The sequence below is a fragment of the Bdellovibrio sp. HCB209 genome (assembly GCF_047306065.1).
GTDB lineage: Bacteria > Bdellovibrionota > Bdellovibrionia > Bdellovibrionales > Bdellovibrionaceae > Bdellovibrio.
In genome coordinates, this window is sequence record NZ_CP178618.1 from 2,153,683 (window position 1) to 2,180,640 (window position 26,958).

Consider the following 26,958-nt stretch of genomic DNA (forward strand, 5'->3'; position numbering starts at 1 on the left):
GTGACGCTACCAGCGACGCAGATTAAACACAAGCGTTCCATTAAAAAAATTAGAAACTTGAATTCAGAATTATCGAGGACACGAGAAGAACTTCTATTTTTTCTTTCCACTGCTCTGGTGAAATTTGTGGTTTTACTTCTTCAAGCAACGCCATCTGCAGAAGTTGTTCACTCGTGTACGCGCGATCTTCTGCTAACAAGTCTAACAAACATGCCTCATAAATATCGAGTGTTTTCTCTCTAATTTTAACCAGATCTTGATCGCATACAAATGCATAAATACCAAGTGGTTTATTTAGAGATGCTTGATATTTTGTGATCGGTAAAGTCTGTAGACTCGGGTTAACAACTAAATGTTTACCGGAACCCGAAGAAATTTCAAAAGGCTGAACTTCAAGCCAAGCATGAATCCATTCCCACTGAGTGAGCTCAAACAACTCTGTGTTTTGTGGAAACTTCTGACGAACAAATCCACTGAAGTAACGCCAGTGATCTTGCAACAACCAACTGCTCCACTCCATTGCTTCCAAATATTCCGCGCAAATTTTAGTTCGCATATCTCCAAGCAGTTCGCTGGATTTAGGAAACACTCGAACAAATGTTTTTAAAACTTCTGTATTAAATCCGAAAGACTCACCCATAAACACGCGAGAAGGCTTCAACCACGCGATCGTGCGCGCAAGCTCTTCATCATAAATAGCGCGCACGGTGTTTGGGATATCGCTGGTATGAAGTTGCAAAAGTACTTCGCGATTTGCACTTAAGTTAAGCAATTGCCGCTGACGAAGAGATCCCACGCCTACGACATCAAGATCGCGGACGATAACGGGGTTTGCTTCGGGCAAAACGCCATCCCATGGAAAAGACATTATATAGTTATAATTTGATTCCGACATTGCATCTAAGTGTAGAATTCTATGGGCTTTGTAGCAAGATTTGCTCGCTCTTTGAGCATGACTACATAGGTCAAGTTTGGACCACTTTTTAATATTGACCCGGGTTTTCACCCATGGAACAAGGATGCCATGAGATTTTTAATTTTCGTCCTCACGCTAGTATCCTCTGCGGCTGCGCTCGCTGTGCAACCTATTGGTGGAACTATCTCTATCGAGGGCAGAAAAATGTTTTTAAAAACGGATGACCCTTGTCACCGTTACCTTGTTGCTTCAAACAACGAAGCGGCATTGAATGCCTTGGTTAAACTTGCCGCGGGTGACGTTGTGAACGCGACAGGCATGAAAAACCCTGGCGAGTGCACTGTTGCTATCGACAGTGTTGATTACGTGGGTCTGCGCCGCATGCTAGGCAGCTGGTACTCTCGTGATGCTGTTATTACTGTTTCAGATTTCAACTCTATGAAGTTCTATCCAGCTCAAGAAGTTTCTTCGAGCAAAGATAAAACTTATGCTCAGATCTCTAAAAATGCTGTGGAGTACAACTACAGCCTGATTCCTGGATCTGGCAAAGAGTGGGTGATGTTCCTGTCTGACTCTAAGAGCACGGCATTTGGAACAATCCAATTCAACAGAGGTTCCGCAGTTATGAAGGTCTTTAATTCAGAAACTGGCGAACTTAATAAGACTTATATCCTTTACAGAATGACAACCGGAATTTAAATGAGCTGGCTACATCCCACAGACAAGCATCTTCTTTTCACAAAAAATGACAAAGAGGATCCTCGCCTTGGTGAATGCGTACAGGTCCTGCCTAAGGGCGAACCCTCTCTTACATCTTACGATTTTGATTTTGCGATTCTGGGATTCCCGGACGACGAAGGCATTGCTTTGAATGGCGGCCGCGTTGGTGCGCAAATCGCTCCTAAAGAAATCCGCACTTTCCTTTACAAGATGACTCCCCACTTGGCTTCCTCCAAGCTTCCTAAGATTTTAGATCTGGGCGATTTGGATAAAGAAAAGCCATTGGCAGAGCGCCACCAAAAAGGCCGCGAGCTGGTCAGTGAACTTGTTAAAATGAAAAAACACTGGATCTCCTATGGTGGAGGTCATGACTATGGGTACTGCGATAGCACGGCTTTCGTGGAAAACCACAAAGACAACGCTGTCGTTATTAATTTCGACGCCCATATGGACGTGCGCCCAACTGATAAGGGCTTTAACTCTGGCACTCCCTTTCACCGCCTGCTGACAGAGTTTTCTGGTCACGTGGATTTCGCTGAAGTCGGCATTCAAAACCAATGCAACAGCCAAGCACATATCGCTTGGGCTCGTAGCAAAGGGGCTGAGATCATCACTTTGGATCAAATCAACGAACAGGGGTTGCTGGCGAGTCTTAAAAACTTCCTGCGTGGTAAAGAAGGCAAAAAAGTTTTCTTAAGCGTTGATATCGATGCTTTTACCTCCAATGAGGCTCCGGGCTGTTCACAGTCTTGGACGACGGGACTTTTCACTAAGGATTTCTTGGAAGCCCTTCACTGGATGATTAAAAATCACGACGTTCAAGGCATGGGGATCTATGAAGTTTCTCCGCCCTTGGATTCAGACAAACGCACTAGCAAGCTAGCAGCGTTGATTTCTCATAATTTTATCTTTGGTCTTTTAAACAAAGGTTAACGGAATGAATCGCGGTTTTGGCAGCGACAATCATGCGGGAGTTCATCCCCGGATTTTAGAATCATTGGCAACAGCCAATGTGGAGCACGCGCCATCTTATGGAACCGACGAATGGACCGACGAAGCCGTTCGCTCATTCCGTACTCATTTCGGTGAGTCTTCCCAAGTGTTTTTTGTTTTTAACGGCACAGCCGCGAATGTGACTGCTTTGCGTGCGATCACTCGCCCCTGGCAAAGTGTTCTGTGTTCAGACGTTGCTCACATCAATGTAGATGAGTGCGGCGCCCCTGAACAAATGGGTGGTTTTAAACTTCAGCCCGTTCCCTCTATCGACGGAAAAATCTCGGTCGAGGCTTTAGAGCAGCAATTCATCCGTCGCGGTGATCAGCATTTTTCTCAAAGCGCCGTTTTAAGCATCACTCAGCCAACAGAGCTTGGGACCGTTTATTCCTTAGAAGAACTGCGCGCTTTGATTCTGTGGGCGCGGGAACGCAAATTATACGTGCATATTGATGGCGCTCGCTTAGCGAATGCCGCGGTTTCTTTGCAAAAATCTTTCAAAGAAATCACCACGGACTTGGGCGTTGATGTGGTGAGCTTTGGCGGCACTAAAAACGGCCTGATGATGGGTGAAGCCGTGATCTTTTTAAATAAAGCTTTAGCGCATGATTTTAAGTATGTGCGCAAACAAAGCAGCCAGCTTCCCTCTAAGTCTCGCTTTATTGCTTGTCAGTTTATCGAGTACTTTAAAAATGATCTGTGGAAAGATATTGCTGGGAATTCCTTAGCGCGAGCCCGTGAGTTGTATCAGGCCGTTCGCGAAATCCCTGGGGTCGGCGTGCGAGTTGAGCCCACGAGCAATGCGGTCTTTGCCACAGTTCCCTCCGCGTGGGTTAAGCCTTTACGCGAAAAATATTTCTTTTATGTTTGGGACGAAAAAACTTTCGAGTGCCGCTGGATGACTTCCTGGGACACGACAAGTTCAGACGTTCAAAATTTTGCCAATGCTATTAAGGAGCTTTCACGATGAAATACCCTTCAGTTCACTATCATGATTATTTGGGAATCGATAAAATTCTAGATGCACAGCACCCGGTCAGCGTGAAGTACGGAAAACCCGCTCACGACGAGTTGTTGTTCATCGTGGTTCACCAAGCCTATGAACTTTGGTTTAAACAAATCCTTTTTGAATTGGATTCCGTCCTAGCAACTTTCCAAAAACCAAACGTGCCTGAAGAAGAAATGGGTCAAGCCACTTCTCGTTTGGAAAGAATCGTCGCGATTCAAAAATTGATCATGGGACAAATTGATGTCCTTGAAACAATGACACCGCTCGATTTCTTGGATTTCCGTGACATGCTCTACCCAGCGTCTGGATTCCAAAGCTTCCAATGGCGTTTGATTGAAACAAAACTAGGTCTGCGTATTGGCGACCGCTTGGCTTACAACCAAGCTCCGTTCTGGAAATCCTTGAGCGAATCTCAGCAAAAAGAAATGCTCGATGTTTTGGATAAGCCTTCGTTGTTTGACTCTTTGGAAAAATGGCTTGAACGCACACCGTTCTTGCAAGGTGAAAACTTTAATTTCTGGGACTCCTACAAACAAGCTGTGAATAAAATGTTCTCTGAGGACATTGCAACTGTTCAAGCGAATGCCAACATCCCAGCTGAGGAAAAAACTAAAACTATCGAGGGCCTGCAAAAGTCTTTGCAAAGCTTCGATGCTTTATTTAATGAAGAAGCCTTTAACAAGCTTCGCGCTGAAGGTCAGTTCCGCCTGTCTTATAAAGCAATGCATGCGGCCTTATTGATTCAGCTTTACCGCGACCAACCGATCCTGCAAACGCCGTTCAGAATCATCCGTGCCCTATTAGACATCGATGAGAACATGACGAACTGGCGCTACCGCCACGCCATGATGGCGATGCGTATGCTGGGTAATAAAATCGGTACTGGTGGCTCTTCAGGGCATCAGTATTTGGCTGCGGCGACGGCCAAACACAAGATTTTCAGCGATTTCTTTAACTTAACGACATTTTTTATCCCAAGAAGTCAGGTCCCGGCCTTGCCAAAATCAATTTCGGACCGAATGTCTTTTCATTATAAGTAATTAGGGAGTTTTTAATATGGCAAAACAAGTTCAAGCCTTTAATGCGGAAATTAAGCAACTTTTGGATATCGTGATCCATTCTCTTTACTCACATAAAGAGATCTTTATCCGTGAGTTGGTTTCAAATGCTTCGGATGCGATTGATAAATTGAAATTCCAATCCCTGACTCACCAAAGCTTGCTGCCTGCGGACTGGTCTCCAGAAATCCGCCTTGAAGGTAACAAAGACCAAGGCACTTTGAAAATCATCGATAACGGTATCGGTATGGACCAAGAAGAAGTGGTTCAATTCATCGGGACTATCGCTCGCTCAGGCGCAAAAGCTTTTGCCCAAATGAACGAAGAAATGAAGAACAAACCTGAATTGATCGGTCAATTCGGTGTGGGTTTCTATTCTGCTTTCATGGTGGCTGATAAAGTTACGTTACATACTCAAAAAGCTGGAACAAACGAAGGCGTTGTTTGGGAATCCACTGGTGATGGCACCTATTCGATCGATTCTGTTCCTCGCCCAGGTGGCACAGGCACGACAATCACTTTGCACTTGAAAAAGTTTGCAGAGGAAGAAGAAGTTCAAGACTTCACTGACGCTTGGGTTTTGAAATCCTTGGTAAAAAAATATTCTGACTTTGTCGCTCATCCAATCAAAATGAAAAATGACAAAGGTGAAGACGAAACTTTGAACTCACAAAAAGCGATCTGGTTGAAGTCGCCTTCTGAAGTGACTAAAGAAGACCACAAGGAATTCTATCAGCACTTGTCTCATGACTTTAACGAGCCGTTGAAGACGATCCATTACCGTGCCGAAGGCACGATGGAATTCAATGCATTGATGTACATCCCCGGTAAAAAACCTTGGAACTTTAACAACCGCGAGATGGAATACGGCCTAAGCCTTTACATCAAACGCGTGTTCATTATGGCGGATTGCAAAGAGTTGCTTCCACAGTACTTGCGCTTCGTAAAAGGCTTGGTGGATAGCTCTGACCTTTCATTGAACGTATCTCGTGAGATCTTGCAACAAGATCGCCAAGTGACTGCGATCAAGAAAAACGTAACTAATAAGATTTTGTCTGGTCTTAAAGATTTGCTAAATAAAGAACGCACAGAATACGAAAACTTCTGGACGGAATTTGGTTCGACTTTCAAAGAAGGTCTACCAGTAGATCCAACAAACAAAGACAAAATCCAAGAGCTTTGCCTGTTCCACTCCACGTCTTCAGATAAAATGACGACTTTGGATGAGTACGTGGCTCGCATGAAACCAGAGCAAAAAGATGTGTACTACATTACTGGTGACTCTTTGGCTCAGGTAACAAACTCCCCTTACTTGGAAAAACTAAAAGAAAAAGGCATGGAAGTGCTTTTGATGGTTGATCCAGTGGACGAGTGGGTTGTGAACTCTATCAGTACGTTCAAGGACAAAAAACTTCAGTCGATCACGGCTGAGGGTTTGAACCTAGACACTGAAGAAGAGAAAAAACAAAAAGAAGAAGAGTTGAAAGCCGCCGCTGCGACATTGCAACCTTTGATGGACACAATGAAAAAGACTTTGGATGCCCAAGTTAAAGACGTTGTTTTGTCAGAGCGTTTGACGAACACACCCGTGTGCTTGGTTTCTTCAGCGAATGATCCTTCTGCCCACATGCAAAAATTGATGGCGCAAATGGGTCAAGAGTACAACCAACCGGTAAAACGCGTGATGGAGATCAATGCGAAACATCCATTGTTTGCTAAGATGCTTAAGGCGTCTCCGGACCAACAAGCGAAATGGTCTGAGATCCTTTATGCTCAAGCTTTACTTAACGAAGGCTCTTCGATTCCAGATCCAGTGAAGTTCAGCCAACAAGTGGCAGAGCTTATGATTTCTGCGGTTCACTAAGAGCACGACCGATAATATTTGAAATAAAAAAAGCCCTGATTCCTCAGGGCTTTTTTTTCGGCCTTCGGGTTATGCGCCCGACGAGCTAACCGCTTGCGTTAGTCCGGAAGTATCCGGATCGCGATTTAGATATACGCGCTCAACTCTTTGCTCATGAAACGCTTGCGCATTTTGATAGAGCTGTTTGTTTCAAGCTTACCAAGACGGCGTGCGATCAAATCGTTTTTTGAAGCTTTCTTAGTCAAAACTTCAGTGGAAGCGAACAACTCAACGCCGCTTTCAAGAGTTTCGTAAAGTTCAAATACGTCGCAAGCATTCAAGTATTCAGTTTGTACAGATTGACCGTCGAAATTTTTGTAAGTGTATTTGCTGTATTCTTTAGCGTCTTTTTCAGCAGCTTTTACTGCTCCGCCTGCATTCGCAGCTTGGAACAATACTACGCGCTCTTCAAGCAATTCTGCGAAAGCTGGTTTTACTTTTGTTTTACCAACTGCACGAGTTACGTAAAGAGTCTTAACTGCGAACCATTTTTTATTAGCCATTATAAAATCCTGTGGAAGTTCTGTGACGAAGGAAACTCCGCCACTGTTTATAAATTAAATCGTTTTTACAAATTTAAGCATCTCAGCCGCGTGGCCTTCTGCTTTGATCTTGCGGAACTCGCCCGCAAGTTTGCCATCTTCGTCGATGACGAAAGTGCTGCGCTCAATGCCCATCACTTTTTTGCCGTACATGTTCTTTTCTTTGATCACGTCAAAGATTTTGCAAAGCTCTTCTTCTTCGTCCGACAGCAACTGAAATTTGAAATCGTACTTGCAGATGAACTTATCGTGAGATTTTAAGCTGTCGCGAGAAACACCGATGATCTCGGTGTTTTCTTTTTTAAACTTAGGCAAAAGCTCATTGAACTCGATGGATTCTGTTGTGCAACCCGGAGTGCTGTCTTTAGGGTAGAAATACAATACGATTTTTTTGCCTTTCAAAGAAGACAAAGCAAAAGTCTCCCCGCTCGAAGATGGAATTTTAAATGCGGGAACTTTCTTACCCAATTCAACTTTAGCGGCCACTTGGTGCTCCTTGATCATTCAACGGTTCTTGTTGCTGTGGCTCCTGTTGTTGCACCGGATTGCCTTCTTCGTCAAGGGGCTGTGGGTTCTCAATCACATTCCCCTGCTCATCCGTCGGCCATCCCTGCTCTGTGGCAGGATTCACCGGAGGAGGCTCTACCCCAGGAGCTCCAATAATAATCCCCTCACGCGTCACCTGACCCGGATCTGGTTGAGTCATATCGATCACAGGCGGAGGAGTTGCTGCCGGAGAACCACTGGCTTGTGGTTGCGCCTGAGGCTGTCCTGGCGTTTGCTGTCCGTCAGCAGCCACCGCAGGTTTCTGTGGCGTTGGTGATGGCGAAGGTGTCGGAATTGGAGTCGGCGCATAGAGCTCTGTTTCCGTAACGACGATCTTACCCGTCATTGGCACATCAGCTTCGATCTTACGAATATCCGTCAGATTCTCATAGATCTTACCGCGCAGCTTGATCATATCATTGCCGTCTTTAGAGTAATCGTAGACATCCAAACGAATCATTTGCTCGCGCGTTTTCTCTTGAGCCCAGTCTTTACACTTTAAAGATTCCAATTGTTCATCAGTGTTCAAGCGAATTTGACAAGTGATCGTACGATTTAAAATCGCAGCACTAATCCCCAAGACTTCTTCCAAGCCTTCAGGATAAAACACGATGTCGATTTCCCCAGGCTTCATCGCAGACAAAAATGCCATGTGTTTTGCCGGAGATTTCGCCGAGCACTTTTCATACATGTCGATTTTTTGCGGATACCCGCTTGCTGACATCACATCGCGCTTTACTTCATAGCGATCGCAACGGAACAAAGATTTATTCGCGAGCTTAGCATTTTGTTGTGACAAGATCGCACGCTGAGCTTTCCCGAACGGAGATTTCCCCAAAGGACGACGATCACCAGAGAGCACCCACCATGCTTCACGATGAATGCTGTCGGATTGTTCGAGCACGCGCGCAAAAAGACTCAATGCTTTATCTGCAGGGTTAACTGGTGGTGCATTCTTTATAGTATTAACTACGACGGGAGCTGAGACGGTCGAGGTCACTTCCGCATCTTTCTTACGAACCCAATAGGTCGCTAAGGCACCTAAAATGACGATAGAAAGTAACAAATGGGAAGTTTTCATTCCTTAAGTCTTGCAAACGCCTTGGCCGAACACAAGAATTTCCTTTACCCGTCTCGAACCTTTACTCTAGAATTAAAGCTCAGCAAATTTAGAACGTCATCTGGAGGTCGGAATGGAAAAGATTTGGCTCAAGAACTACCCTACAGGAATTGCCCCTGAGATTGATCCAAACCAATATCAATCAATCATTGATATTTACGACGAAGCCGTAAAGAAGTTCACAAATAAAAAAGCCTTCACCAACATGGGTGTGAGCCTTACTTTCAATGAACTAGACCAAAAGGTGAATCAATTCGCTTCATTCCTACAAAACGAATTGAAACTTAAAAAAGGCGATCGCATTGCGATTCAAATGCCGAACCTTTTGCAATTCCCGGTTGCTGCTTTCGCCGCTCACCGCGTGGGTCTCACAATTGTGAATACAAACCCACTCTACACGGCTCACGAAATGCAACATCAGTTCAAAGACTCTGGTGCAAAAGCGATCGTGATCATGGCGAACTTTGCCAATCACTTAGAAAAAATCATCAAAGACACGCAAATTGAAAGCGTTGTGATCACAGAGCTTGCGGACCTGTTCCCAACTCCGAAAAGAATTTTGGTGAACTCGGTTGTGAAGTACATCAAAAAAATGGTTCCTAAGTTCAACATTCCTCAAGCCTACACATTCCGTCAGGCTTTGGAATTGGGAGCTATGCGCCCGCACCAGAACGTACAAACAGGCCACGAAGACCTAGCCTTCCTTCAGTACACAGGTGGTACAACGGGTGTTGCAAAAGGCGCCATGCTAACTCACAAAAACGTGATTTCAAATATGCTGCAAATCCGATCTTGGATGACACCGAAATTGGTTGAGGGTGAAGAGATCGCAGTAGCGGCTCTGCCTCTTTACCATATCTTTGCATTAACAGTGAACTGCTTGGCTTTGTTGAAACTAGGTGCTGAAAACATCCTGATCACAAATCCTAAAGACATCCCAGGCTTCATCAAGGAATTGAAAGCTCGTCCGTTCTCGGTTTTGTCAGGCGTGAATACACTTTTCAATGCTTTGATGAACAATCCTGAATTCTCGACGATTGATTTCAAATCCGTTCGCGTGAGTGTTGCGGGTGCGATGACTTTGCAAAAACCTGTCGCTGAAAAATGGATGAAGATGACAAACTCTGTGATCGTTGAAGGTTACGGTTTGACGGAAGCCTCCCCGGTTGTTTCTTGCAACCCTATCGACGGTACAGACCGTGTTGGTACAATTGGTCTGCCAATGCCAAGCACAGATGTAAAATTGGTTGATGACGAAGGTAACGAAGTGAAAATGGGCGATGCGGGCGAGCTTTGCTGCCGCGGACCTCAAGTAATGCGTGGTTACTGGAATCGTCCCGATGAAACAGCAGCCGTTCTGCAAGATGGCTGGTTAAAAACTGGTGACGTCGCAACTGTCGACGCTGATGGTTTCTTTAAGATCGTAGATCGCAAAAAAGACATGATCCTGGTTTCAGGCTTTAACGTTTATCCGAATGAAGTCGAAGAGGTGATCGCAGGTCACCCCGGCGTTCTGGAAGTAGCTGCGATCGGCGTTCCTGATGAGCACTCTGGTGAGATCGTGAAAGTTGTGATCGTTAAAAAAGATCCAGCTCTGACACCGGAAGAAGTGATCGCTCACGCTAGAAAGAGCCTGACTGGTTACAAAGTTCCAAAATTGGTCGAGTTCAGAACCGAACTCCCAAAAACAAACGTCGGAAAAATCCTACGTCGCGCACTTCGCGATTCAAAATAAAAAAAAGGTCCCGCAAGGGACCTTTTTTTATTCTCCTCCCCATCTAAACCGCCAACCAAGGTTGGTCAAAACGGTTTGAGCGCGAGGCGGAGGGTTTTCGCTGCCACGCAGGCGTACTCCAAGTACGCCGAAGAGCAAGCGAAAGCCCGACAACGAAGTCGATCGGGCCGTTTTCACCAACCGTTAAGCTTTTTTATTCCAAGATGCACACCATCCTGGGCCAGCTACAAGTTTACCAGCGAAGATCGTGCAAGTGCCGACTTCTTTACCAGCTCTTACTTCTTTCTTAGCGTAGAAGCCGCATGTTGAGCAGTGATTGCCTTTTGCATCAGCTGCCTTTGAATGGTCTTCAACGTACTTCACTGCTTTAGCTACAGTGTCTTTTGGATCAACCATTGGCATCGCACCACCAGCTGCTCCGGCTGCAGGGGCTGCGCCTCTTCTTTTTTCTTGAGCTTGCGCAGTACCGCGCAAGAATGCTGGAGCTACGATGGCTGCTCCCGCTACTGTTGCAAAAACCTTGAAAAAACCACGGCGATTCATTTTATTGTCGATCATTGTTGCCTCCTGAAAGTCAGTTTCGATTCTCAAATAGTATTCATTTTCACTACGTTTTCAAATACAAATAGAAACTAAATGAGAATGACACCAAAAGACAAGGCCGCAAATCGTTGCGCAACAATAAAAAAGCCGCATCAAGTGCGGCTTTTAAGTAATTAAAATGTTTGATGAAATATTAATGAGGATGAACTTCGCACTGACATGCTTTGCGATTCAGGTAGTGCGCCGTCACTAGCAAGATGCTTCCTAGGATCGTCACAACATCATGCTCGAAAACTTCAACCATTTCGTGCGGCAAAGTCGAACCTGCACAAACCATCAGCAACCCTGCCACACCTAAAGACAAAACTTTGCGTTGGCGATGATGCTTATAACCTGACCAGAAAGCGAAAAGACCGATTGGCAAAATAACTGCCGCCATCGACAAATGAACCCAGTGAGACTCAAACGCCTCGCCCAATACAGGCAATGCAAAAATCAAAAGTGGCGTCGCCAAGCAGTGAATCGCGCACAGTGTGGAAAGGAACATCCCAAGCTTATCCCAGATGTCTGTCTCTTCCGCGAATTCAGCGTGTTTGGTGTGATCAACATCACAGCAAGGAGCATCCGACGCATTTGCAGGATTCATCAATAAAGAAGAACCCAAACCCGTATTCGACAAAGTCTCTACCGATTTAATCACTGGTTTTACGCCTAGAATTTGCTCGTCCACACTCACCGCCCTGAAGTTCTGGTTATCGCCTAGATGCAAATTACTGTCAACTAGCCTCGCCCCACATCGTAAACTCTACAGCTTGCCTTTCGGGTGGCGTCGGCCCATACATGAGTAATGAGCACTACCGCACCTCCACCTATTTATGAATTGGGGCCCGAATTTTACGACGAGGTCCAGCCTGCTAACTTTCCAAAGCCGCAATTACGCTTTAGAAATCAGGCCGCGGCCGAGACTGTGGGTTTAGCTCATCTTTCAGACCAAGAGTGGCAAGACTACTTCGCGAACTTTAAACCGATGCCGGGGAATATGGTTTCAGCATTGGCGCTGCGCTATCACGGACATCAGTTCCGCAACTACAATCCCCAGATTGGTGATGGTCGCGGCTTTTTGTATGCGCAGTTTTTAGTTAAAGAAAAACTTTATGATTTAGGCACAAAAGGCAGCGGACGCACACCTTACTCTCGCACTGGCGATGGGCGATTAACACTCAAGGGAGCCTTCCGCGAAATTCTGGCAACGGAACTTTTGGAAGCTTACGGAGTTAATACCAGCAAAACATTCTCGGTGTTTGAAACCGGTGAAAGCTTAGAAAGACACGACGAGCCCTCACCGACTCGCGCGGGAGTTTTGGTTCGCTTGAATCACAGCCACATCCGCTTTGGAACTTTCCAACGCCTGGCTTTTTTAAAAGAGTCCGACAACATCGTAAAGCTTGTGGATTATTGCGTTCGTCATTACTATCCAGACCTCTTGCAATATGAAGGCATTGAGAGAGCTGCCGCATTTCTGCAAAATGTTTCCAGACAAACAGCGCGCACGGCTGCTCAATGGATGATGGCGGGTTTTGTTCATGGAGTTTTAAATACCGACAACATGAATATCACCGGCGAAAGTTTCGATTACGGACCTTACCGTTTTATGCCGAAGTACGCCCCGGCTTTCACGGCAGCTTATTTTGACCAGCAGGGTTTGTATGCCTATGGCCGCCAACCCACTTCGGTTCTGTGGAATTTGCATCAGCTGGGTTTCGCTTTAAAATTCGCTTATCCAAACCTACCTTATGAAGAATTACTTGAAGAGTTTGCTGATAACTTTAACTTTGAAAGCCGCAGACTCTTTATGCATCGCTTGAACATCAAAAACCCGCTCGAGGACGAAAGAGCGTCGTTAGAGATGGATCAAGAAATGATGATGAATTACTTTAACTTCTTGGCGGAAGCTCAGCCATTGTTTGAGCAGACGTTCTTTGACCTGCATTCAGGAATTAACGAAGACAGACTTTTACGTTCCGTTCAAAGCGAGGTGTACAAACACCCCACTTTTGAAATCTTAAAAAAGAACCTGGAATTCTATGAAGTCCTGGATGAGAAAAAAGCGGAGCACCCCTATTTTGAAAACACCCAGTGCTGCTCGCTTTTGATCGACGAACTTGAATCTATTTGGTCCCCGATCGCCGATCGCGACGACTGGACCCTTTTCGAAAACAAGCTCGCCCAAATCCGTTCCATCAAGGGAATCTATTAACAAAAAGGTGCCAGGCACCTTTACGGACTAGCCCCCTTGGTAGCCGGAGAATTTTGCGAGCTTTTCGCGCAGCCATGTGCGGAAGTCGTCGATGAAACCGAAGGCTGCCGGAACCACAATCAAAGTCAGAACAGTCGAACTGATCAGACCACCGATGATGGCGATCCCCATTGAGGTTCTCATCGCAGAGGCTTCATTCAAACCCACCGCAATTGGAATCATACCCGCGATCAAAGCAAGTGACGTCATCAGGATCGGACGCAAACGCGTGCGACATGCTTTTAACAAAGCTTCGCGACGAGGCATCCCCTCACCCAATAAGTGATTCGTGTAATCCACAAGGAGAATCGAGTTTTTCGCCACGACCCCGAGGAGTAACACGATACCTATCAGCGAGAAGATATCGATCGTTTTCCCTGTGATCAACAAGGCCAAGAACGCCCCGGTCATCGCCAGTGGCAACGCCAGCAAAATCGCAAACGGTGTGATGAAGCTTTCATATAGACTCGCCAAAACCAGATAGATGAACGTCACGCCTAAGAAAATGGCGATCAACATGTTTTCGATCAAATCTTTAAAGTCATCCGCTTGCCCTTGGAAATGGTATTCAATTCCTGGAGGAGGTTTTAACTCTGTACGAATGATCTTTTCAATTTCTGCCGAAACAGTTCCCAAGGCACCATCTTTACCTAAGTTCGCTGACACTTGGATGTAACGACTTTTGTTTTGACGATTGATTTGCGAGTAACCTTTAGCTTCCTCACCCTTCGCAATACGATTTAGAGGAATCATATTGTAGTTGGCATTTGGAACCTGGGTCGTATCAAAGTTTGAGCGCAGGTCGCGGTACTTTTCCTCAAAACGCACGCGAACTTTATAGTCGATGCCATTCTCACGATACAAAGTCAGATCATTTCCTTCAGTGCGATTACGAAGTTCCGCCCCCGCATTCACCGTTGAAACACCCAAGGCTTCTGAACGACTGCGATCAAAGATCACATGGTATTCAGGTTTCCCCGCGCGGAAGTTCGTATCCACATCCACAAGACCTGGGATCTTACTGATACGCTCGACCACTTTCACAGCGTAAGCATTGAGCTCTTCTAAATCCTGCCCGGTCAAATTTACGTTGAGTGGTTTTTGCCCGGAGTTCACAGGGTCAAACTCACCGATACTAATGATGGAGCGATCTTTAAACTTCTCTAATTTTTTACGAAGTTCTTCCGTGTAATCTGTCGTATTCATTGTACGCTCGTTAGGTTCCACCAAACGCACATAGAAACTTGCCTTGTTGGCTTCGTTATTCCACGTACCAACGGTGACCACAACGATATCGACCGCTTTATCGCCCTCAAACACTTTTTCAATTTCCGCCGTTAGATTACTTGTCGCCTCGAGCGAAGATCCCACCGGAAGCTCGACAGAGACTGAAAACTCCCCCACGTCCGCATTCGGCAAGAATGTTTTTGGAATCCAGGCAATCGTCATCATCGACAAAACGAAGACAACCATTGCTCCCATCAAAATGGTTTTCGGGTGATTCAGAGTCACCTTTAGGAAAGCCTCATAGATGTCTTCAAGCCAAGATTGAAAGCGATCAAACCCATGAAGCATGCGACCAATAATTCCCGAACCTTTTTTATGCTCATCTGGATGAGCCAAATAAGCAGACATCATCGGCGCCACGGTGAAGGCATCAAACAACGAGATCAACATCGTAAATACAACTGTTAAACCGAACTGTTTAAAGAACTGTCCCACGATCCCTTGCAGGAATGAGATCGGACCAAACACCGCGATTACAACCAAAGTGGTCGCAACAACGGCCATGGCAACCTCTTTAGTTCCATCAAGGGCCGCATCCTTAGGACGTTTTCCCATTTCTAAGTGACGGAAGATATTTTCCCGCACCACGATCGCATCATCGATCAAAAGACCGACTGCCAGTGAAAGTGCCAACAAAGTCATTAGATTGATGGTAAAGCCCATCGCAAACATGATCACGAAACCACCTAAAAGGGAGTTCGGCAATGCCATCCCGGTGATCAACGTCGAACGCGCTGATCCTAGGAAGAAAAACACCACGAGCACGCACAATGCGATACCGATCATGATGGATTCATTCACGTCTGCCACATTCAAACGAATCGGGCGAGCGGTATCACGAACCATTTTAACTTCGGCTTTGATCGTTTTTGATTTCAAAAACTCATTGGCCTTATCAATATTCCTAGTGATGTTACGAGCAACCTCTACAGTGTTGGCACCACGTTGTTTATAGACTTGCAAGAGCAAGGCTTTTTTACCACCAATACGACCCATGGTTTTTTGGTCTTCAAGACTTTTAACCACTCGCCCCACATCTTTCACCAAAACAGGACGATCCGAACCGATGAAGCTGACATTCACTTCTTCGATTTGTTTTAAAGACTCAAACTCCCCGTTCGTACGCAGAGTCGTTTCTTGCTGAGGGTTTTCGATTTTACCAATCGGAATATCTTTAGAAGTTTCAAGAACACGCTGTGAAACTTGCAACATTGAGATCTTGCGATCTTGCAGTTTGTTCTTATCAATTAAGACGTGGATCTCTTGCTTACGGCCCCCGTAAATCTGAACTTGGCCAACGTCTTTTAAACGCTCAAACATCGGCTTAATAGTTTCATTCGCCAAATCGTAGGCTTCCCCATCAGGAAGCTCCGTCACCAAAGCCAAAGTCACAATCGGCTGATCGGCAGGATCAAAACGCTGAATGACCGGCTCATTGATATCCGTCGGTAAATCGCGACGAATATTTCCGATACGATTACGCACGTCTTGCTCAAGTTCCTTGATATCCACGCCTAAGTTGAACTCAAGAATAAGGACGGTCACGCCGTCCAGATTCTGGGAAGTCAGTGTTTTTAGACCTGACAAACTCCCCAGCTCATCTTCGATGGGTTTTGAAACTTGTTTTTCCAAATCGATGGGCGAAGCACCTGGATAAGTGATTTGCACAGACAAAATCGGAAAGGTCACATCCGGGAACATATCCACAGGCATTTTCAACAATGAAAACAAACCCAGGATCAACATCAAAATCACCACACACAGAATGGTGATCGGTCTACGAATCGAAAGACTTGGCAAATTCATGCGACTATTCCTCCACCGTCATATACAAACGGCCTTGGGCTTCCATTTTTCTTTGCAGAGATTTCAGGCGACTTAAATTAAGCTCCGCTGTTGCAGCATCATTTTCGGCATCGACCACATTCATGGTGATTGTACGACCTTTATTAAACAATTCATTGGTCGCGCGCGCACGATCGGTTTGCAGTTTTTGTAATTGCGAAGCCGCCTCCACTCGTTTTGTCATTTCTTGGTATTGACGATTCAATTCACTCCAAGAACTGTCACTATCGATCAACTTACGTTCGGCCTGTAAGCGTGCAGCCAATGCTTCCTTACGAGCCGCATTGCGAGTCGCGGACTTTACAGACGTATCGAACATATAAGTAAAATTCAAAGCAATCTTAGCCGTGGGACGAGTTGTATCGGTTAAGTTTTGCGTAGCCTCTGGCATGTCTTTTTTTAACGTGTTCGTCGTATAATCACCTGTTAAAACCAAATCAGGGCGATAAGCATCGTCGACTTCTTCAGCAACTACAGAGCGAGCTTTTGCATCAAGAGATTGCAAGTAAGCTTCAACCTGTACTACGCGACCTTGACCGCCTGTCACCAAAGTGTTGATCGGTCGGGACACATTAATATCTCCCTCGATCATTGGGAAAGGAGCCGTCTTTGGAATCTCCAAATAATCGCGGACTGCTTGTTTTGCTGTTTCTAATTCGTCTTCGGCAGTGATTAAGGCCAACTGACGTCCCGCCACCAAAGCTTGCCCTTGCAATAGATCCGCACGATCACTGATCCCGTCATTCACGCGACGGCGTGTCCACGATTCAATTTTACGAGCTCTTTCCAAAGAGCCTTGTGCTGTTTTTAAGTTTTCAATGGCATAAAGGTATTCCCAATAAGCAGACTCTGCCTGCACCAAAAGACCGCGCTTTTGGAGATCATAAGAGCCTTTTTCAGCAGCGGTCGCGGCGTCTTGACGCTCCCAACGCAAACGTGTCGCCGCACCAAAGAAATCCTTCCACAAACTCTGTGATAAAGAGATCCCCATTTGCCCGAATCCAAACTTTTCATAAGCCGCAAGCTGCGGATCTTGAATTCCTACGTTTTCAATCTGCGAAGTCCCGGCCCAGATTTTAGCCGAAGTTCCTGTGGAGAATTTTTTATTAAAGCCTAAGTTATAGCTCGTGGTCTTTGTTTCAGACACACCAAAAAGAGCGAACTGACTAAGCGGACTCTTATCACTCGTGTAACTCACCCCTGCACCCATCGTAGGCACCAAATCAATATCACCAGCTACCTGGCGATCATCGGCGGCCTCTTTAGATATATCGAGGGATTTGACTGTTTTATGATTCGCTTCGACGTTTTTTAGATATTCCTGCAAGTTCATCCCATAGGATTTTGCAGCGCCCACCAGTAGAAAAGAGACCAACAAAGTGCGTGGCAGTTTACGTGGCATACAGATAAGTCCTTCCGTTGACTCAGTCATGTCGACCCTTCAAGCGTAAAGTAATTAGGGCTAGTAAACAATAGCTTCAGATTTTAAAGATCAATTTTTTGTTTATTGAGAAACATTCGACACAAATAGAGTGTCGACTTTAAAAAACAAAACCCTCACAGGGTGAGGGTTTGATGAAAACAAAATTTCAAATGTTAATCACGCAGATGGCGAAAAACTATTTGCCTGTTTTTTCTTCCGCAGCGTGGCAGCCAGCGCAACCTTTGCCGTCTTTTTTGTCTTTACCAACAGCGCACTCACCGCTTGAGCAAGCTGATTTTTCCATGCCACATGCGCATGATTCTTTAGTGGATTTAGATGCACAAGCACCCAACATCAATGACATCAAAGATGCCAACACGATCTTCTTCATGAATACTCCATTGTTATTTGTCAGATAAATAAAGGTTGTGATTATTTCTCGGGCAAAGCAAGCGAACTCTTCGAGACGCGCCACGAAAGTTACCCTCCGCAACATTGAGTAAACTATTGGCAAAACCTTCGTCCCCACTGCACTTAACGCAAGGTGGTGCATCTTAAACACAACCCTGACAGAATCAATTGTTGAAACTCCCAGAATTCTTGCGGTAAAAATTAACCATTCGCGGGGGGAATAATGGATTTCGTGAGGGGCATGAAATTCGCTACACTACTAGGGGTATTTGCAACTGCAACTTTGCAGTCGAATCTGTCTCTAGCATCACAGCAACAGCAAGCTGCTGAGCTGCCACCAGTTAGCGCCACGGATAAGGGCGATTCGCAACAAGCAATACCAGCACCTTATACCGACAAACCACAATGGTCTCAATTCTATAGAGTCGACGACGAAAACGTAGATCACGTAAGCGTTGGACGTCCTAAAACATCACCAAGCGATCTTATGTCGCCAAGTGTGTTGATGATGGACCTTTATGCTAAAGCCAAAGTTGCAGTTGTGAACTTGCTTCGTTGGAACCTTTATTCAGCAGAAATGCCGGTTCCTACTGAAAAGTACATGCGCAAACTTCACTTCGGTCGCTGGATCAATGATCCTACGGACGAAACATGCATGAACACTCGAGCAAAAGTTTTGGTTCGTGATAGCAAATCTGACGTCACTTACCGCAACGGCAAATTCTGCGTTGTTGAAGATGGTAAATGGGATGATCCGTACACGAACGAAGAGTTCTCTTCATCTCGTCACATTCAAATCGACCACATGGTACCGTTGAAAAACGCCTACATGTCGGGTGCATTTGCTTGGGATTATAAAACACGCTGCTTGTATGCAAACTACATGGGTATGAAAGAGCATTTGGTTTCTGCTGAAGCTCACCAAAACATGTCTAAAGGTGACAGTGGTCCTGAAGGCTACTTGCCACCTTATGAACCGGGTCGTTGCCAATACATCCGTAACTGGTTGGCAATTAAGATGATCTGGCGTTTGAATGTAAACCCAGAAGAAGCGCAAGCAATGAACGACAACATCATTAAGTACAACTGCCGTCCTTCTGATTTCGTATTCACGAAACAAGAATTGGATGCACAACGTACAGTTATCGCGCAGAGCTTGAATTTCTGCATGATCAACAAACGCTAATGTTCAAAATTCTGTTTGAGGACGACTGGTTTCTGGCGGCTGAAAAGCCGGCGGGCCTGCCGTCCCAAGCGACGGTCGACAAGACCCGTCCTGACTTTTTCACTCAATTAAAAAAACAGCTGCAAGACGAACGAGGCGCCGATTTCTATTTGGCCCTTCATCATCGCTTGGACCGCGATACTTCCGGTGTGATGATCTTTGCTAAAAACCGCGAAGCCAATGATCCACTGGCAAATATGTTTAAAAAGCACCTCGTGCAAAAGACGTATATGTGCCTGACCCGCAATCGCAAAATGCCAGAAACCTGGGAAATTCAAAATCACTTGGCAGAGGTTCGCGATGCGAAACTAAAAAAAATGAAGATGAAATCCGTCACGGCGGGCGGAGATAAAGCTCACACGAAATTTCAGCTGATAGAGAAGTTTAAGCTGGGCATGTTGGTACAAGCTCAGCCCTTAACAGGTCGTATGCATCAAATCCGTGTGCATCTCGCTGAAGAGCACATGGGGATCTTTGGTGACGATATCTACCCGTGCAATAAAACTCCTGTGGCTCCCCGTTTGATGCTTCATGCTTTGAGCCTCGAGTTTTCTCATCCCTTCACTCAAGCACCAATTAAAATAGAATCTGCTTTACCTCAGGACATGAAAGATTTTATGCTTCTTTTGTAATCACACAAAAGGAGTTGTAGATCATGTTTCGCTCATTACTTTTAGTTATTCCTTTGGCCCTGATGGGCTGTGCAAGTAAACCTGTTGAACCAAAAAAATTGGGATACGATGTTGTCCTTAAGAACTTTATTGAAAAGCACGGGATCCCTGGTGGCTCCATCGCGGTTTCTAAAGACGGTCAAATTGTTCACGCAAGCGGCGCTGGTTTTGCCAATGTTGAAACTAAATCGCCAGTCACTCCGGAAACACCTTTCCGTATTGCGAGCGCAACGAAGCCCCTAACGGCGATTGCTGTTTTTCAGATTCTTGAAAAATCCGGAAAAGATTTAAACACAGCTTTGAATAAGCCTGTCTTCGGCAAAAAGGGCTACTTGCCGGAATATAAAAAGATCCAGGACAAGCGCGTTTACAAAATCACTTTGCGCGATCTTCTGCAACACACAGGTGGTTGGGATTCCGCTAAAAACGATTATGATCCACAGTATGATCTTTATAACATCGCTCAAAACATGAAGGTCAAAGCGCCTGCTGATGCAAAGTCTGTGATCAAGTACATGCTGCAATACCGTGTCCTTGAAGTTGAGCCTGGCAAGGAATACCACTATTCAAATTTTGGCTACAATGTCTTAGCTCGCGTGATCGAAAAGCTGAGCGGTCAATCTTATGAAAAATACATGCAAGAGCACGTCTTTAAACCTGTGGGCGTGACTAATATGAAAATTGCTGGCAGCCGCTTGCAAGATCTTCTGCCTAACGAATCTCGTTACTACGATGATCCACGCGCTCCGGAAGGCCCGTCGCAATTCGATAACAAAGTAAAAGGCCCGATGGCTTATAATGAATTTTACTTTCCAACGATGGATGGCCATGGCGGCTTCCTTGGAACTCCAAGTGATCTGGTGAAAATCGCCAACGGTGTCACACCAAAATCAGGTGGCACTCAATTATTAAAACCTGAAACCATCGCCATCATGACGGCGCCAGTCGCTCAAATTGGCAACCCGACAGCCTCCATGGGCTGGGTGGTTCACTATGAAGGTGGAGAGATTTCTCACGCCGGAGCTTTGGAGTTTGCAACGCTTTCTTATTTCGTCAGAAATCCAGACGGCACAGCTTGGTCCGTGGTTTTCAACCGACTGCCAGTAAAAGATGCGGGCGAGATCGCTTCGATCATGCAACCGTTGGTTGATCAGATGAAACTGGAACTTAAATAGCCAGAAACTAAAAACCCCACTTTTTGAGTGGGGTTTTTATTAGAACTATTTTGCAGAGAATGTGCAGCTTTCAGATTTAGTGCCGCTGCCATAACGTTCGCTATATGTGTAGATCGCTTTTACAGTTAAAGCCTCAGGAGCACGGTCGATGATGAAATCCGTTTGCTCACCTTCCCAACCGTAGTCACCCAAAACGATTCTGTTCGCAGAGAACAAATCAAGTTTTGTGATCGAAGAAGAGTAATTTGCGTAATCTTTCAAAGTATCTTCGTTACCAGATGTCAGGCTTACGAAAACGCGGCCTTCGTTGCCGTTGATCAAGTTATAGCTGATTTTCAAAGCACAAGCGCGACCGTCAGCAGCTTCACCTTTAAGAAGGTCATAGCTACGAGTGACTGAGCGAAGAAGTTGGAAAGTGTTTTGCGCCTCTTCAGCAACAACAGTTGCTTGAGCGAAACCAGAAAAAATAAGACCAGACAATAGAACCAAAGACGACAAGGCTTTCATAGGAACTCCCAATTAGGTTTTGACTGGAACCTCTTCTACCCTATCTGGCCTCAATATGAGAACAAATTCTCTGTTAGGTTTTCCTAACACAGTAAGAATTTCACTTTTTAGAGGGAAAACTACGGTTCGTCGGGAGTTTCGGAGGTGCTCTCACAGATAAGCCCCTCTGAGTGCAGCGAACAAGTATACCGTTCGCTTTGATTCGCCTGGAAGTTGGATATGCGCCCATAGACTTCGTGACCCAGCTGCCAGAACTTAAGTTCGTCAACAACCCAATCACGGGGCTGTTGGAGCTGTTTAAAGGCCAGATCATAGATATCCATGGCTGAATAACTGCCACCGGGAGTGTAATAGAAACAGCGCGGGTCCCGAGACTTCATATCGCAACCGGCGGCTGTGCAAGTAAAACCATTTAAGATCACGTCGACTGGAGAATCCGCATGGTAGACCATGACTTGGTTTTCTCCGACATCTGAGCGGATCGAAAAACCCATAAAGTTGTTGGATGGTTTATTAAGACCTACATCATTTAGCTTAGAGTAAATGTGCAAAACATCCAAAACGTCAGAGCGAAAGGACAACGAGTCGGCTCCCGCCTCTACAGAAAGAAAAATCCCGCACAACAATAGCCAAAAAGAGTTTTTCATCTAAAACAGATCGGACTTGTCCGCACGAACTTAACAAGACCACCGTACTGTAGCAGAATGATGCAAAACTCTTGACCAGTCGTGCTCACCTCTTAGAATGAAATGCATGAATACAGCAGACATCGACGTTGTTAAGAAGCTTTACTCAGGCATTAACCAGAATGATATCGATTCAGTTATGAAGCTTTTAGCTGAAAACATCGTCCGTGTGGAACCCGACGACTTCCCGGTCGCAGGCACCTTCAAAGGTCACTCAGAGCTTCGCGAACACCTTATCAAAGGCCGAAGCACCTGGGCTGAGGGATCCTGCACTCCCGTAGAGTTTTCCCAGCACCAAAACAGAATCGTCGCCTTGGTTCACGTCCACGTCAGAATCAAAGATGAAACGAAATGGATCGATGCCTATATCGCCGATGGCTTTTCCCTAGAAAACGGAAAAATCACGGAGTTTCACTCCTTCACCAGCAAAGAAAAGGCCCTTCACTGGGCAGCTGCAGCCCTATAAGTTGCAACTCAGATCCTGGAAACATAGCGAGAATTCCATGAATTCGTCCCTTTTTTATGCAAACGTCTGAACAGAGAATTTATGATCAAAAAGATAATTAATGACACTTTAAAGCCAATCGTTCTGAACTATCGATACACGACAGATTCTGCCTACGAAATTGAAGTTTCAAAAACTGAAGCCGCCACGTGGAACTTCAAACTTGCACTTGTTGCGCTACCAAGCCCTGTAGTGAAGGCATCAACTAGTACGCTATTTGATCCTATTATCGAGAATCCTCTGAATTTTAAATTTTCTCAAAACGGGCGGGATATCGCTTATCTCCAGTTATGTTATCAATCCTGGAACCGGCGCATGAGGATTTGGGACTTTCTAATTGATGATGAATTTCGTCGCTCCGGCATTGGTAGTCAACTCATGGACCTAGCCAAAGTAGAGGCTCGGAAAGTCGGCGCGCGAATGCTCGTACTGGAAACTCAAAGTTGCAATATTCCGGCAATTAACTTTTATCTCAAACACGGATTTGAGCTCATCGGATTTGACCTTGCTCACTATACCAATAACGATATTGAGCGGAATGAATTTAGAATGGAATTTGGTTTTGAAATCGAATGAGAGGCACAACCAGCCTCACGAGTTTAAAACTGCGAGCATAATCCGTTCGCAGTGTTGATAAAAATGAATGAAAATTCTGAAAAAGATAAATGGTGCCTCGGGCCGGAATCGAACCGGCACGACCCTGTAAAGGAATCCCAGGATTTTAAGTCCTGTGCGTCTACCAATTTCGCCACCGAGGCAAATCGTGCGAAGAAGAAGCACAGATGATACCTGTCTTTGATTAAAGGTCAATGTTGGGCACGGCGTTATCATTGAAAAAACGGTAGTTTACGAGTCCCCGCGCGGCTGACAGGAGTTTCTGCCGCAATAACAGGCAGCAATTTTCGTGGCGTACTTTTATCTCAAAGACATCCCCCTATAATTATGAAACCATTTATATATGAAAAACACCAAAGCACATCAGATTGCCAACAGTCCTAAATACCAAGAACTTGTTAAAAAAAGATCTCGCTTCGGTTGGACTCTGACCGCAGCGATGATGCTCGTTTATTACGGGTACATTTGCCTGGTCGCCTTCAATAAAGAATTCCTGGCGCAACCTTTGGGCGACGGAGTGACGACTCTGAGTATCCCCTTTGGAATTGGCGTGATCCTGTTCACTATCATCATCACGGGCGTTTACGTTCGCAGAGCTAATAATGAATTTGATCGCCTGACAACTGAGATCGTTAAGGAGAATGCCTAGATGAAAGCTCTTGTTTTATTCCTCTCCCTAACTCTTTCAAAAATTACGTTCGCTGCTGGTGGTGATCTGGGACAACTGGAGCAACAACCTACAAATTGGACGGCGATCATTATGTTTGCCGTTTTTGTTCTTCTGACTTTGTGGATTACCAAATGGGCTGCGCAAAGAACAAAATCAGCTGCTGACTTCTATACTGGCGGTGGCGGTATCACAGGTTTCCAAAATGGTTTGGCCATTGCGGGCGACTTTATGTCTGCGGCGTCTTTTTTGGGAATCTCTGCCGCGGTTATGGCCAACGGTTACGACGGACTTATTTACTCCATCGGATTCTTGGTCGGCTGGCCGATTTTAACTTTCTTGATGGCCGAGCGCTTAAGAAATTTGGGTAAGTTTACGTTTGCTGACGTTGCCGCTTACCGCTTCAAGCAAGCTCCAATCCGCTCCTTTGCAGCTGCGGGAACTTTAGTTGTTGTGGCATTTTACTTGATCGCGCAAATGGTGGGAGCAGGACAACTTATCAAGCTCTTATTCGGTCTAGAGTATTGGATCGCAGTTGTTTTAGTCGGCGTCTTAATGATGATTTACGTTTTGTTCGGCGGGATGACAGCAACAACTTGGGTGCAAATCATCAAAGCATGTTTGCTCCTGGCAGGTGCTTCGTTCATGGCCTTCATGGTTTTATACAACTATGGATTTTCACCAGAAGCACTCTTCGCCGAAGCTGTTCGTATCAAAGCAGAAATCGCAACGAAAGGCGGAGCGGAAGCAGCAGAAGCTGCAAGCAAGGGCCTTTCGATCATGTCCCCGGGAAATTTTGCGAAAGATCCAATTTCAACAATTTCTTTTGGTATGGCTTTGATGTTCGGTACTGCAGGACTTCCGCATATTCTTATGCGCTTCTTTACGGTGCCTGATGCTAAGGAAGCTCGTAAATCAGTTTTTTGGGCAACGACTTGGATTGGTTATTTCTATATCCTGACTTTCGTAATCGGTTTCGGTGCGATCGTTTTGGTTTCCAACAATCCAAACTTCGTCGATGCTAAGGGCGTTTTGTTGGGCGGAGGCAATATGGCCGCTGTTCATTTAGCAACTGCCGTGGGTGGAAATATCTTCTTAGGATTTATCTCTGCCGTAGCATTCGCGACAATCCTTGCGGTCGTTGCAGGTCTAACACTGTCTGGAGCTTCGGCAGTTTCCCATGACTTGTATTCAACAGTTATCAAAAAAGGCAAAGCCGAATCTGCGAAAGAGTTGCAAGTTTCAAAACTCACAACAATCACTCTGGGTGTGATCGCCGTTTTGCTAGGGATCTTGTTTGAAAAACAAAACATCGCCTTCATGGTGTCTTTGGCATTTGCGATTGCAGCGTCTGCAAACTTCCCCGTGCTATTCATGTCGGTACTTTGGAAGGACTGCACAACTCGTGGCTCCCTTGTCGGAGGCTTTACGGGACTTTTGATTGCCACTGGTTTAACTGTAGTTTCACCAGCAGTATGGGAAGCGACTTTAGGCAATCCAGCAGGCAGTGCGTGGTTCCCTTACAGCTCCCCGGCTTTGTTCTCAATGCCGATTGCTTTCTTAACGATCTGGATTGTTTCGCTATTAGATCACAGTCCACAATCTGTGATTGATCGCGAAGGCTTTACAGCTCAGAAGGTTCGTTCCGAAACAGGCATTGGCGCTGAAGGGGCCTCAGGGCATTAAGCACAACTCTTCAAAAATTGCTGTCTGACAAATCAACGCGCCACGCGGGGACATTATTTATTGCCTGAGTTACCTTTTTAAAAACGAAAGGACTCTTGATGGTAATTAATCGTCCCCACAGCAAACTTAAGTCTTTATTAATTTTAATTCTCTTATCTTTCGTAGCATGCCCGGCGTTGGCATTTATCAACATCGAATCTTTGCGACAAATCGACGGCAAAGGATATCTGGGGCAAACGACCTTACAAGTCTCTGGCCAACAAGGAAATACCGACAAATTCACATCACAAGCCTCTACCATGGGAGTCTATCGTTTAGACATCAATGAGTGGCTGTACACAGCAAGCTACAAATACGGAACCAGCGCGAATGTTCGCGATACAAATTTAGGCAGCGGCCACATCCGTCATACTTGGAACTATCAAGAGCCCATCGCCTATGAAGCCTTCATCCAAAGCGGCTTCGACGAATTCAAACGCCTGAACTCGCGCAACTACGTGGGAGGCAATTTGCGTTTTAGACTTCTGCATAGCGAAGACAATCGTCTGTATGCGGGTACCGGTGCCTTTTATGAGGTCGAAGATTTTGAAGGCCAAGACGAAGACACCGAGGGACTTCGCGGGAATATTTATATTTCCCATGTCGCGAGACTTAACGAAACCGTCACAAGCTCCACGACAATCTATTACCAACCAAAATTTAAAGATCTAGAAAATTACCGACTTCGATTTATGACGGGACTTGATGTACGCATCAACGAAACACTTAGCTTAGATGTGGATTTCAATTTGGTGAATGATTCAGGATTGCCCGAGGGAGTGAAACAAACCGACATCGACTATCTCGTAGGTTTTTCAGTAAAGTACTAAAGGAA

Annotated in this window: 26 protein-coding genes and 1 tRNA gene; 15 read left to right on the top strand and 12 right to left on the bottom strand. The window is 45.5% G+C overall.

What is annotated here, in order from left to right; genetic code table 11:
* Positions 1 to 49: 49 nt before the first annotated feature.
* Entirely contained in the window at positions 50 to 868 is an 819-nt protein-coding gene (locus tag ACLVWP_RS10500; protein WP_413557198.1) for a hypothetical protein, read from the bottom strand.
* Between the two features lie 156 nt (positions 869 to 1,024).
* Between ACLVWP_RS10500 and ACLVWP_RS10505 the strand changes: the two genes are divergently transcribed.
* Genes ACLVWP_RS10505 through htpG form a run of 5 tightly spaced genes read left to right on the top strand, consistent with a single transcriptional unit; the run spans position 1,025 to position 6,560 of the window.
* A complete protein-coding gene (locus ACLVWP_RS10505; protein WP_413557199.1) occupies positions 1,025 to 1,615 on the top strand; it encodes a hypothetical protein in 591 nt (196 codons plus the stop codon).
* The gene (locus ACLVWP_RS10510; RefSeq protein ID WP_413557200.1) at positions 1,616 to 2,569 is read left to right on the top strand and encodes a formimidoylglutamase; all 954 of its coding nucleotides are present in this window, start codon (positions 1,616 to 1,618) and stop codon (positions 2,567 to 2,569) included.
* A 4-nt stretch (positions 2,570 to 2,573) separates the two neighbouring features.
* A complete protein-coding gene (locus ACLVWP_RS10515; protein WP_413557201.1) occupies positions 2,574 to 3,599 on the top strand; it encodes a threonine aldolase family protein in 1,026 nt (341 codons plus the stop codon).
* Positions 3,596 to 4,678 carry a tryptophan 2,3-dioxygenase family protein gene (locus tag ACLVWP_RS10520; protein ID WP_413557202.1) on the top strand — a complete coding sequence of 361 codons (1,083 nt, stop codon included), beginning with the start codon at positions 3,596 to 3,598 and terminating at the stop codon, positions 4,676 to 4,678. The genes ACLVWP_RS10515 and ACLVWP_RS10520 overlap by 4 nt, the downstream gene beginning before the upstream one ends.
* A 16-nt stretch (positions 4,679 to 4,694) precedes the next feature.
* Positions 4,695 to 6,560 carry a molecular chaperone HtpG gene (gene htpG / locus ACLVWP_RS10525; protein WP_413557203.1) on the top strand — a complete coding sequence of 622 codons (1,866 nt, stop codon included), beginning with the start codon at positions 4,695 to 4,697 and terminating at the stop codon, positions 6,558 to 6,560.
* 125 nt (positions 6,561 to 6,685) lie between these two features.
* On the opposite strand, the gene ACLVWP_RS10530 is transcribed toward htpG, so the two are convergent.
* From ACLVWP_RS10530 to ACLVWP_RS10540, 3 genes are read right to left on the bottom strand one after another with little or no spacing between them, the layout of a single operon-like run.
* A complete protein-coding gene (locus ACLVWP_RS10530; protein ID WP_413557204.1) occupies positions 6,686 to 7,102 on the bottom strand; it encodes a DUF4288 domain-containing protein in 417 nt (138 codons plus the stop codon).
* Between the two features lie 54 nt (positions 7,103 to 7,156).
* Positions 7,157 to 7,627 (bottom strand): peroxiredoxin, encoded by a 471-nt coding sequence (locus ACLVWP_RS10535; protein ID WP_413557205.1) that lies wholly within the window; start codon positions 7,625 to 7,627, stop codon positions 7,157 to 7,159.
* Positions 7,617 to 8,768: a hypothetical protein gene (locus ACLVWP_RS10540; protein WP_413557206.1), complete on the bottom strand. Its 1,152-nt coding sequence runs from the start codon at positions 8,766 to 8,768 to the stop codon at positions 7,617 to 7,619. Before ACLVWP_RS10540 ends, ACLVWP_RS10535 begins: the two co-directional genes overlap by 11 nt.
* A gap of 112 nt (positions 8,769 to 8,880) precedes the next feature.
* Here ACLVWP_RS10540 and ACLVWP_RS10545 point away from each other — a divergent pair, with 112 nt between their 5' ends.
* Complete coding sequence (locus tag ACLVWP_RS10545; RefSeq protein WP_413557207.1) at positions 8,881 to 10,542, top strand: AMP-binding protein; 1,662 nt, start codon at positions 8,881 to 8,883, stop codon at positions 10,540 to 10,542.
* A gap of 183 nt (positions 10,543 to 10,725) precedes the next feature.
* Here ACLVWP_RS10545 and ACLVWP_RS10550 read toward each other — a convergent pair whose 3' ends face one another.
* Both ACLVWP_RS10550 and ACLVWP_RS10555 read right to left on the bottom strand, forming a co-directional pair.
* Complete coding sequence (locus ACLVWP_RS10550) at positions 10,726 to 11,100, bottom strand: high-potential iron-sulfur protein (RefSeq protein WP_413557208.1); 375 nt, start codon at positions 11,098 to 11,100, stop codon at positions 10,726 to 10,728.
* Positions 11,101 to 11,278: 178 nt separating this feature from the next.
* Positions 11,279 to 11,815 (bottom strand): MerC domain-containing protein, encoded by a 537-nt coding sequence (locus tag ACLVWP_RS10555; RefSeq protein ID WP_413557209.1) that lies wholly within the window; start codon positions 11,813 to 11,815, stop codon positions 11,279 to 11,281.
* Between the two features lie 117 nt (positions 11,816 to 11,932).
* Between ACLVWP_RS10555 and ACLVWP_RS10560 the strand changes: the two genes are divergently transcribed.
* Positions 11,933 to 13,342: a protein adenylyltransferase SelO family protein gene (locus ACLVWP_RS10560; RefSeq protein WP_413557210.1), complete on the top strand. Its 1,410-nt coding sequence runs from the start codon at positions 11,933 to 11,935 to the stop codon at positions 13,340 to 13,342.
* 27 nt (positions 13,343 to 13,369) lie between these two features.
* Here the strand turns inward: ACLVWP_RS10560 and ACLVWP_RS10565 are convergent, their stop codons facing one another.
* The 3 genes from ACLVWP_RS10565 to ACLVWP_RS10575 form a co-directional block, all read right to left on the bottom strand.
* A complete protein-coding gene (locus tag ACLVWP_RS10565; RefSeq protein WP_413557211.1) occupies positions 13,370 to 16,474 on the bottom strand; it encodes an efflux RND transporter permease subunit in 3,105 nt (1,034 codons plus the stop codon).
* A gap of 4 nt (positions 16,475 to 16,478) precedes the next feature.
* Entirely contained in the window at positions 16,479 to 17,945 is a 1,467-nt protein-coding gene (locus ACLVWP_RS10570) for a TolC family protein (protein ID WP_413557212.1), read from the bottom strand.
* A 187-nt stretch (positions 17,946 to 18,132) separates the two neighbouring features.
* Entirely contained in the window at positions 18,133 to 18,327 is a 195-nt protein-coding gene (locus tag ACLVWP_RS10575; RefSeq protein WP_413557213.1) for a hypothetical protein, read from the bottom strand.
* Between the two features lie 261 nt (positions 18,328 to 18,588).
* On the opposite strand from ACLVWP_RS10575, the gene ACLVWP_RS10580 reads away from it, so the two are divergent.
* The 3 genes from ACLVWP_RS10580 to ACLVWP_RS10590 are packed head-to-tail and all read left to right on the top strand — an operon-like array spanning position 18,589 to position 21,418.
* The gene (locus ACLVWP_RS10580) at positions 18,589 to 19,533 is read left to right on the top strand and encodes a DUF1524 domain-containing protein (RefSeq protein ID WP_413557214.1); all 945 of its coding nucleotides are present in this window, start codon (positions 18,589 to 18,591) and stop codon (positions 19,531 to 19,533) included.
* Entirely contained in the window at positions 19,533 to 20,204 is a 672-nt protein-coding gene (locus ACLVWP_RS10585; protein WP_413557215.1) for an RluA family pseudouridine synthase, read from the top strand. Before ACLVWP_RS10580 ends, ACLVWP_RS10585 begins: the two co-directional genes overlap by 1 nt.
* 23 nt (positions 20,205 to 20,227) lie before the next feature.
* Complete coding sequence (locus tag ACLVWP_RS10590; RefSeq protein WP_413557216.1) at positions 20,228 to 21,418, top strand: serine hydrolase domain-containing protein; 1,191 nt, start codon at positions 20,228 to 20,230, stop codon at positions 21,416 to 21,418.
* Between the two features lie 45 nt (positions 21,419 to 21,463).
* Here the strand turns inward: ACLVWP_RS10590 and ACLVWP_RS10595 are convergent, their stop codons facing one another.
* Both ACLVWP_RS10595 and ACLVWP_RS10600 read right to left on the bottom strand, forming a co-directional pair.
* Complete coding sequence (locus tag ACLVWP_RS10595) at positions 21,464 to 21,925, bottom strand: hypothetical protein (protein ID WP_413557217.1); 462 nt, start codon at positions 21,923 to 21,925, stop codon at positions 21,464 to 21,466.
* Between the two features lie 119 nt (positions 21,926 to 22,044).
* Positions 22,045 to 22,572 (bottom strand): hypothetical protein, encoded by a 528-nt coding sequence (locus ACLVWP_RS10600; RefSeq protein ID WP_413557218.1) that lies wholly within the window; start codon positions 22,570 to 22,572, stop codon positions 22,045 to 22,047.
* 106 nt (positions 22,573 to 22,678) lie between these two features.
* Here ACLVWP_RS10600 and ACLVWP_RS10605 point away from each other — a divergent pair, with 106 nt between their 5' ends.
* Positions 22,679 to 23,077, top strand: coding sequence for a nuclear transport factor 2 family protein (locus tag ACLVWP_RS10605; RefSeq protein ID WP_413557219.1), 399 nt, complete (start codon positions 22,679 to 22,681; stop codon positions 23,075 to 23,077).
* A gap of 81 nt (positions 23,078 to 23,158) precedes the next feature.
* Positions 23,159 to 23,692 carry a GNAT family N-acetyltransferase gene (locus ACLVWP_RS10610; RefSeq protein WP_413557220.1) on the top strand — a complete coding sequence of 178 codons (534 nt, stop codon included), beginning with the start codon at positions 23,159 to 23,161 and terminating at the stop codon, positions 23,690 to 23,692.
* Positions 23,693 to 23,782: 90 nt separating this feature from the next.
* Here the strand turns inward: ACLVWP_RS10610 and ACLVWP_RS10615 are convergent.
* Positions 23,783 to 23,874: transfer RNA gene (locus ACLVWP_RS10615), tRNA-Leu, on the bottom strand.
* 200 nt (positions 23,875 to 24,074) lie between these two features.
* On the opposite strand from ACLVWP_RS10615, the gene ACLVWP_RS10620 reads away from it, so the two are divergent.
* From ACLVWP_RS10620 to ACLVWP_RS10630, 3 genes are all read left to right on the top strand, one after another.
* Positions 24,075 to 24,380, top strand: coding sequence for a DUF485 domain-containing protein (locus ACLVWP_RS10620; protein WP_413557221.1), 306 nt, complete (start codon positions 24,075 to 24,077; stop codon positions 24,378 to 24,380).
* Complete coding sequence (locus tag ACLVWP_RS10625; RefSeq protein WP_413557222.1) at positions 24,381 to 26,084, top strand: cation acetate symporter; 1,704 nt, start codon at positions 24,381 to 24,383, stop codon at positions 26,082 to 26,084.
* Positions 26,085 to 26,182: 98 nt separating this feature from the next.
* Positions 26,183 to 26,953 carry a DUF481 domain-containing protein gene (locus tag ACLVWP_RS10630; protein WP_413557223.1) on the top strand — a complete coding sequence of 257 codons (771 nt, stop codon included), beginning with the start codon at positions 26,183 to 26,185 and terminating at the stop codon, positions 26,951 to 26,953.
* Positions 26,954 to 26,958: the final 5 nt, after the last annotated feature.

Bases quoted from the DNA above. Each gene is read 5' to 3' on its own strand.
- ACLVWP_RS10500 (WP_413557198.1), bottom strand. From the start codon at position 868: ATGTCTTTTCCATGGGATGGCGTTTTGCCCGAAGCAAACCCCGTTATC.
- ACLVWP_RS10505 (WP_413557199.1), top strand. From the start codon at position 1,025: ATGAGATTTTTAATTTTCGTCCTCACGCTAGTATCCTCTGCGGCTGCG.
- ACLVWP_RS10510 (WP_413557200.1), top strand. From the start codon at position 1,616: ATGAGCTGGCTACATCCCACAGACAAGCATCTTCTTTTCACAAAAAAT.
- ACLVWP_RS10515 (WP_413557201.1), top strand. From the start codon at position 2,574: ATGAATCGCGGTTTTGGCAGCGACAATCATGCGGGAGTTCATCCCCGG.
- ACLVWP_RS10520 (WP_413557202.1), top strand. From the start codon at position 3,596: ATGAAATACCCTTCAGTTCACTATCATGATTATTTGGGAATCGATAAA.
- htpG (WP_413557203.1), top strand. From the start codon at position 4,695: ATGGCAAAACAAGTTCAAGCCTTTAATGCGGAAATTAAGCAACTTTTG.
- ACLVWP_RS10530 (WP_413557204.1), bottom strand. From the start codon at position 7,102: ATGGCTAATAAAAAATGGTTCGCAGTTAAGACTCTTTACGTAACTCGT.
- ACLVWP_RS10540 (WP_413557206.1), bottom strand. From the start codon at position 8,768: ATGAAAACTTCCCATTTGTTACTTTCTATCGTCATTTTAGGTGCCTTA.
- ACLVWP_RS10545 (WP_413557207.1), top strand. From the start codon at position 8,881: ATGGAAAAGATTTGGCTCAAGAACTACCCTACAGGAATTGCCCCTGAG.
- ACLVWP_RS10550 (WP_413557208.1), bottom strand. From the start codon at position 11,100: ATGATCGACAATAAAATGAATCGCCGTGGTTTTTTCAAGGTTTTTGCA.
- ACLVWP_RS10560 (WP_413557210.1), top strand. From the start codon at position 11,933: ATGAGCACTACCGCACCTCCACCTATTTATGAATTGGGGCCCGAATTT.
- ACLVWP_RS10565 (WP_413557211.1), bottom strand. From the start codon at position 16,474: ATGAATTTGCCAAGTCTTTCGATTCGTAGACCGATCACCATTCTGTGT.
- ACLVWP_RS10570 (WP_413557212.1), bottom strand. From the start codon at position 17,945: ATGACTGAGTCAACGGAAGGACTTATCTGTATGCCACGTAAACTGCCA.
- ACLVWP_RS10575 (WP_413557213.1), bottom strand. From the start codon at position 18,327: ATGAAGAAGATCGTGTTGGCATCTTTGATGTCATTGATGTTGGGTGCT.
- ACLVWP_RS10580 (WP_413557214.1), top strand. From the start codon at position 18,589: ATGAAATTCGCTACACTACTAGGGGTATTTGCAACTGCAACTTTGCAG.
- ACLVWP_RS10585 (WP_413557215.1), top strand. From the start codon at position 19,533: ATGTTCAAAATTCTGTTTGAGGACGACTGGTTTCTGGCGGCTGAAAAG.
- ACLVWP_RS10590 (WP_413557216.1), top strand. From the start codon at position 20,228: ATGTTTCGCTCATTACTTTTAGTTATTCCTTTGGCCCTGATGGGCTGT.
- ACLVWP_RS10595 (WP_413557217.1), bottom strand. From the start codon at position 21,925: ATGAAAGCCTTGTCGTCTTTGGTTCTATTGTCTGGTCTTATTTTTTCT.
- ACLVWP_RS10600 (WP_413557218.1), bottom strand. From the start codon at position 22,572: ATGAAAAACTCTTTTTGGCTATTGTTGTGCGGGATTTTTCTTTCTGTA.
- ACLVWP_RS10605 (WP_413557219.1), top strand. From the start codon at position 22,679: ATGAATACAGCAGACATCGACGTTGTTAAGAAGCTTTACTCAGGCATT.
- ACLVWP_RS10610 (WP_413557220.1), top strand. From the start codon at position 23,159: ATGATCAAAAAGATAATTAATGACACTTTAAAGCCAATCGTTCTGAAC.
- ACLVWP_RS10620 (WP_413557221.1), top strand. From the start codon at position 24,075: ATGAAAAACACCAAAGCACATCAGATTGCCAACAGTCCTAAATACCAA.
- ACLVWP_RS10625 (WP_413557222.1), top strand. From the start codon at position 24,381: ATGAAAGCTCTTGTTTTATTCCTCTCCCTAACTCTTTCAAAAATTACG.
- ACLVWP_RS10630 (WP_413557223.1), top strand. From the start codon at position 26,183: ATGGTAATTAATCGTCCCCACAGCAAACTTAAGTCTTTATTAATTTTA.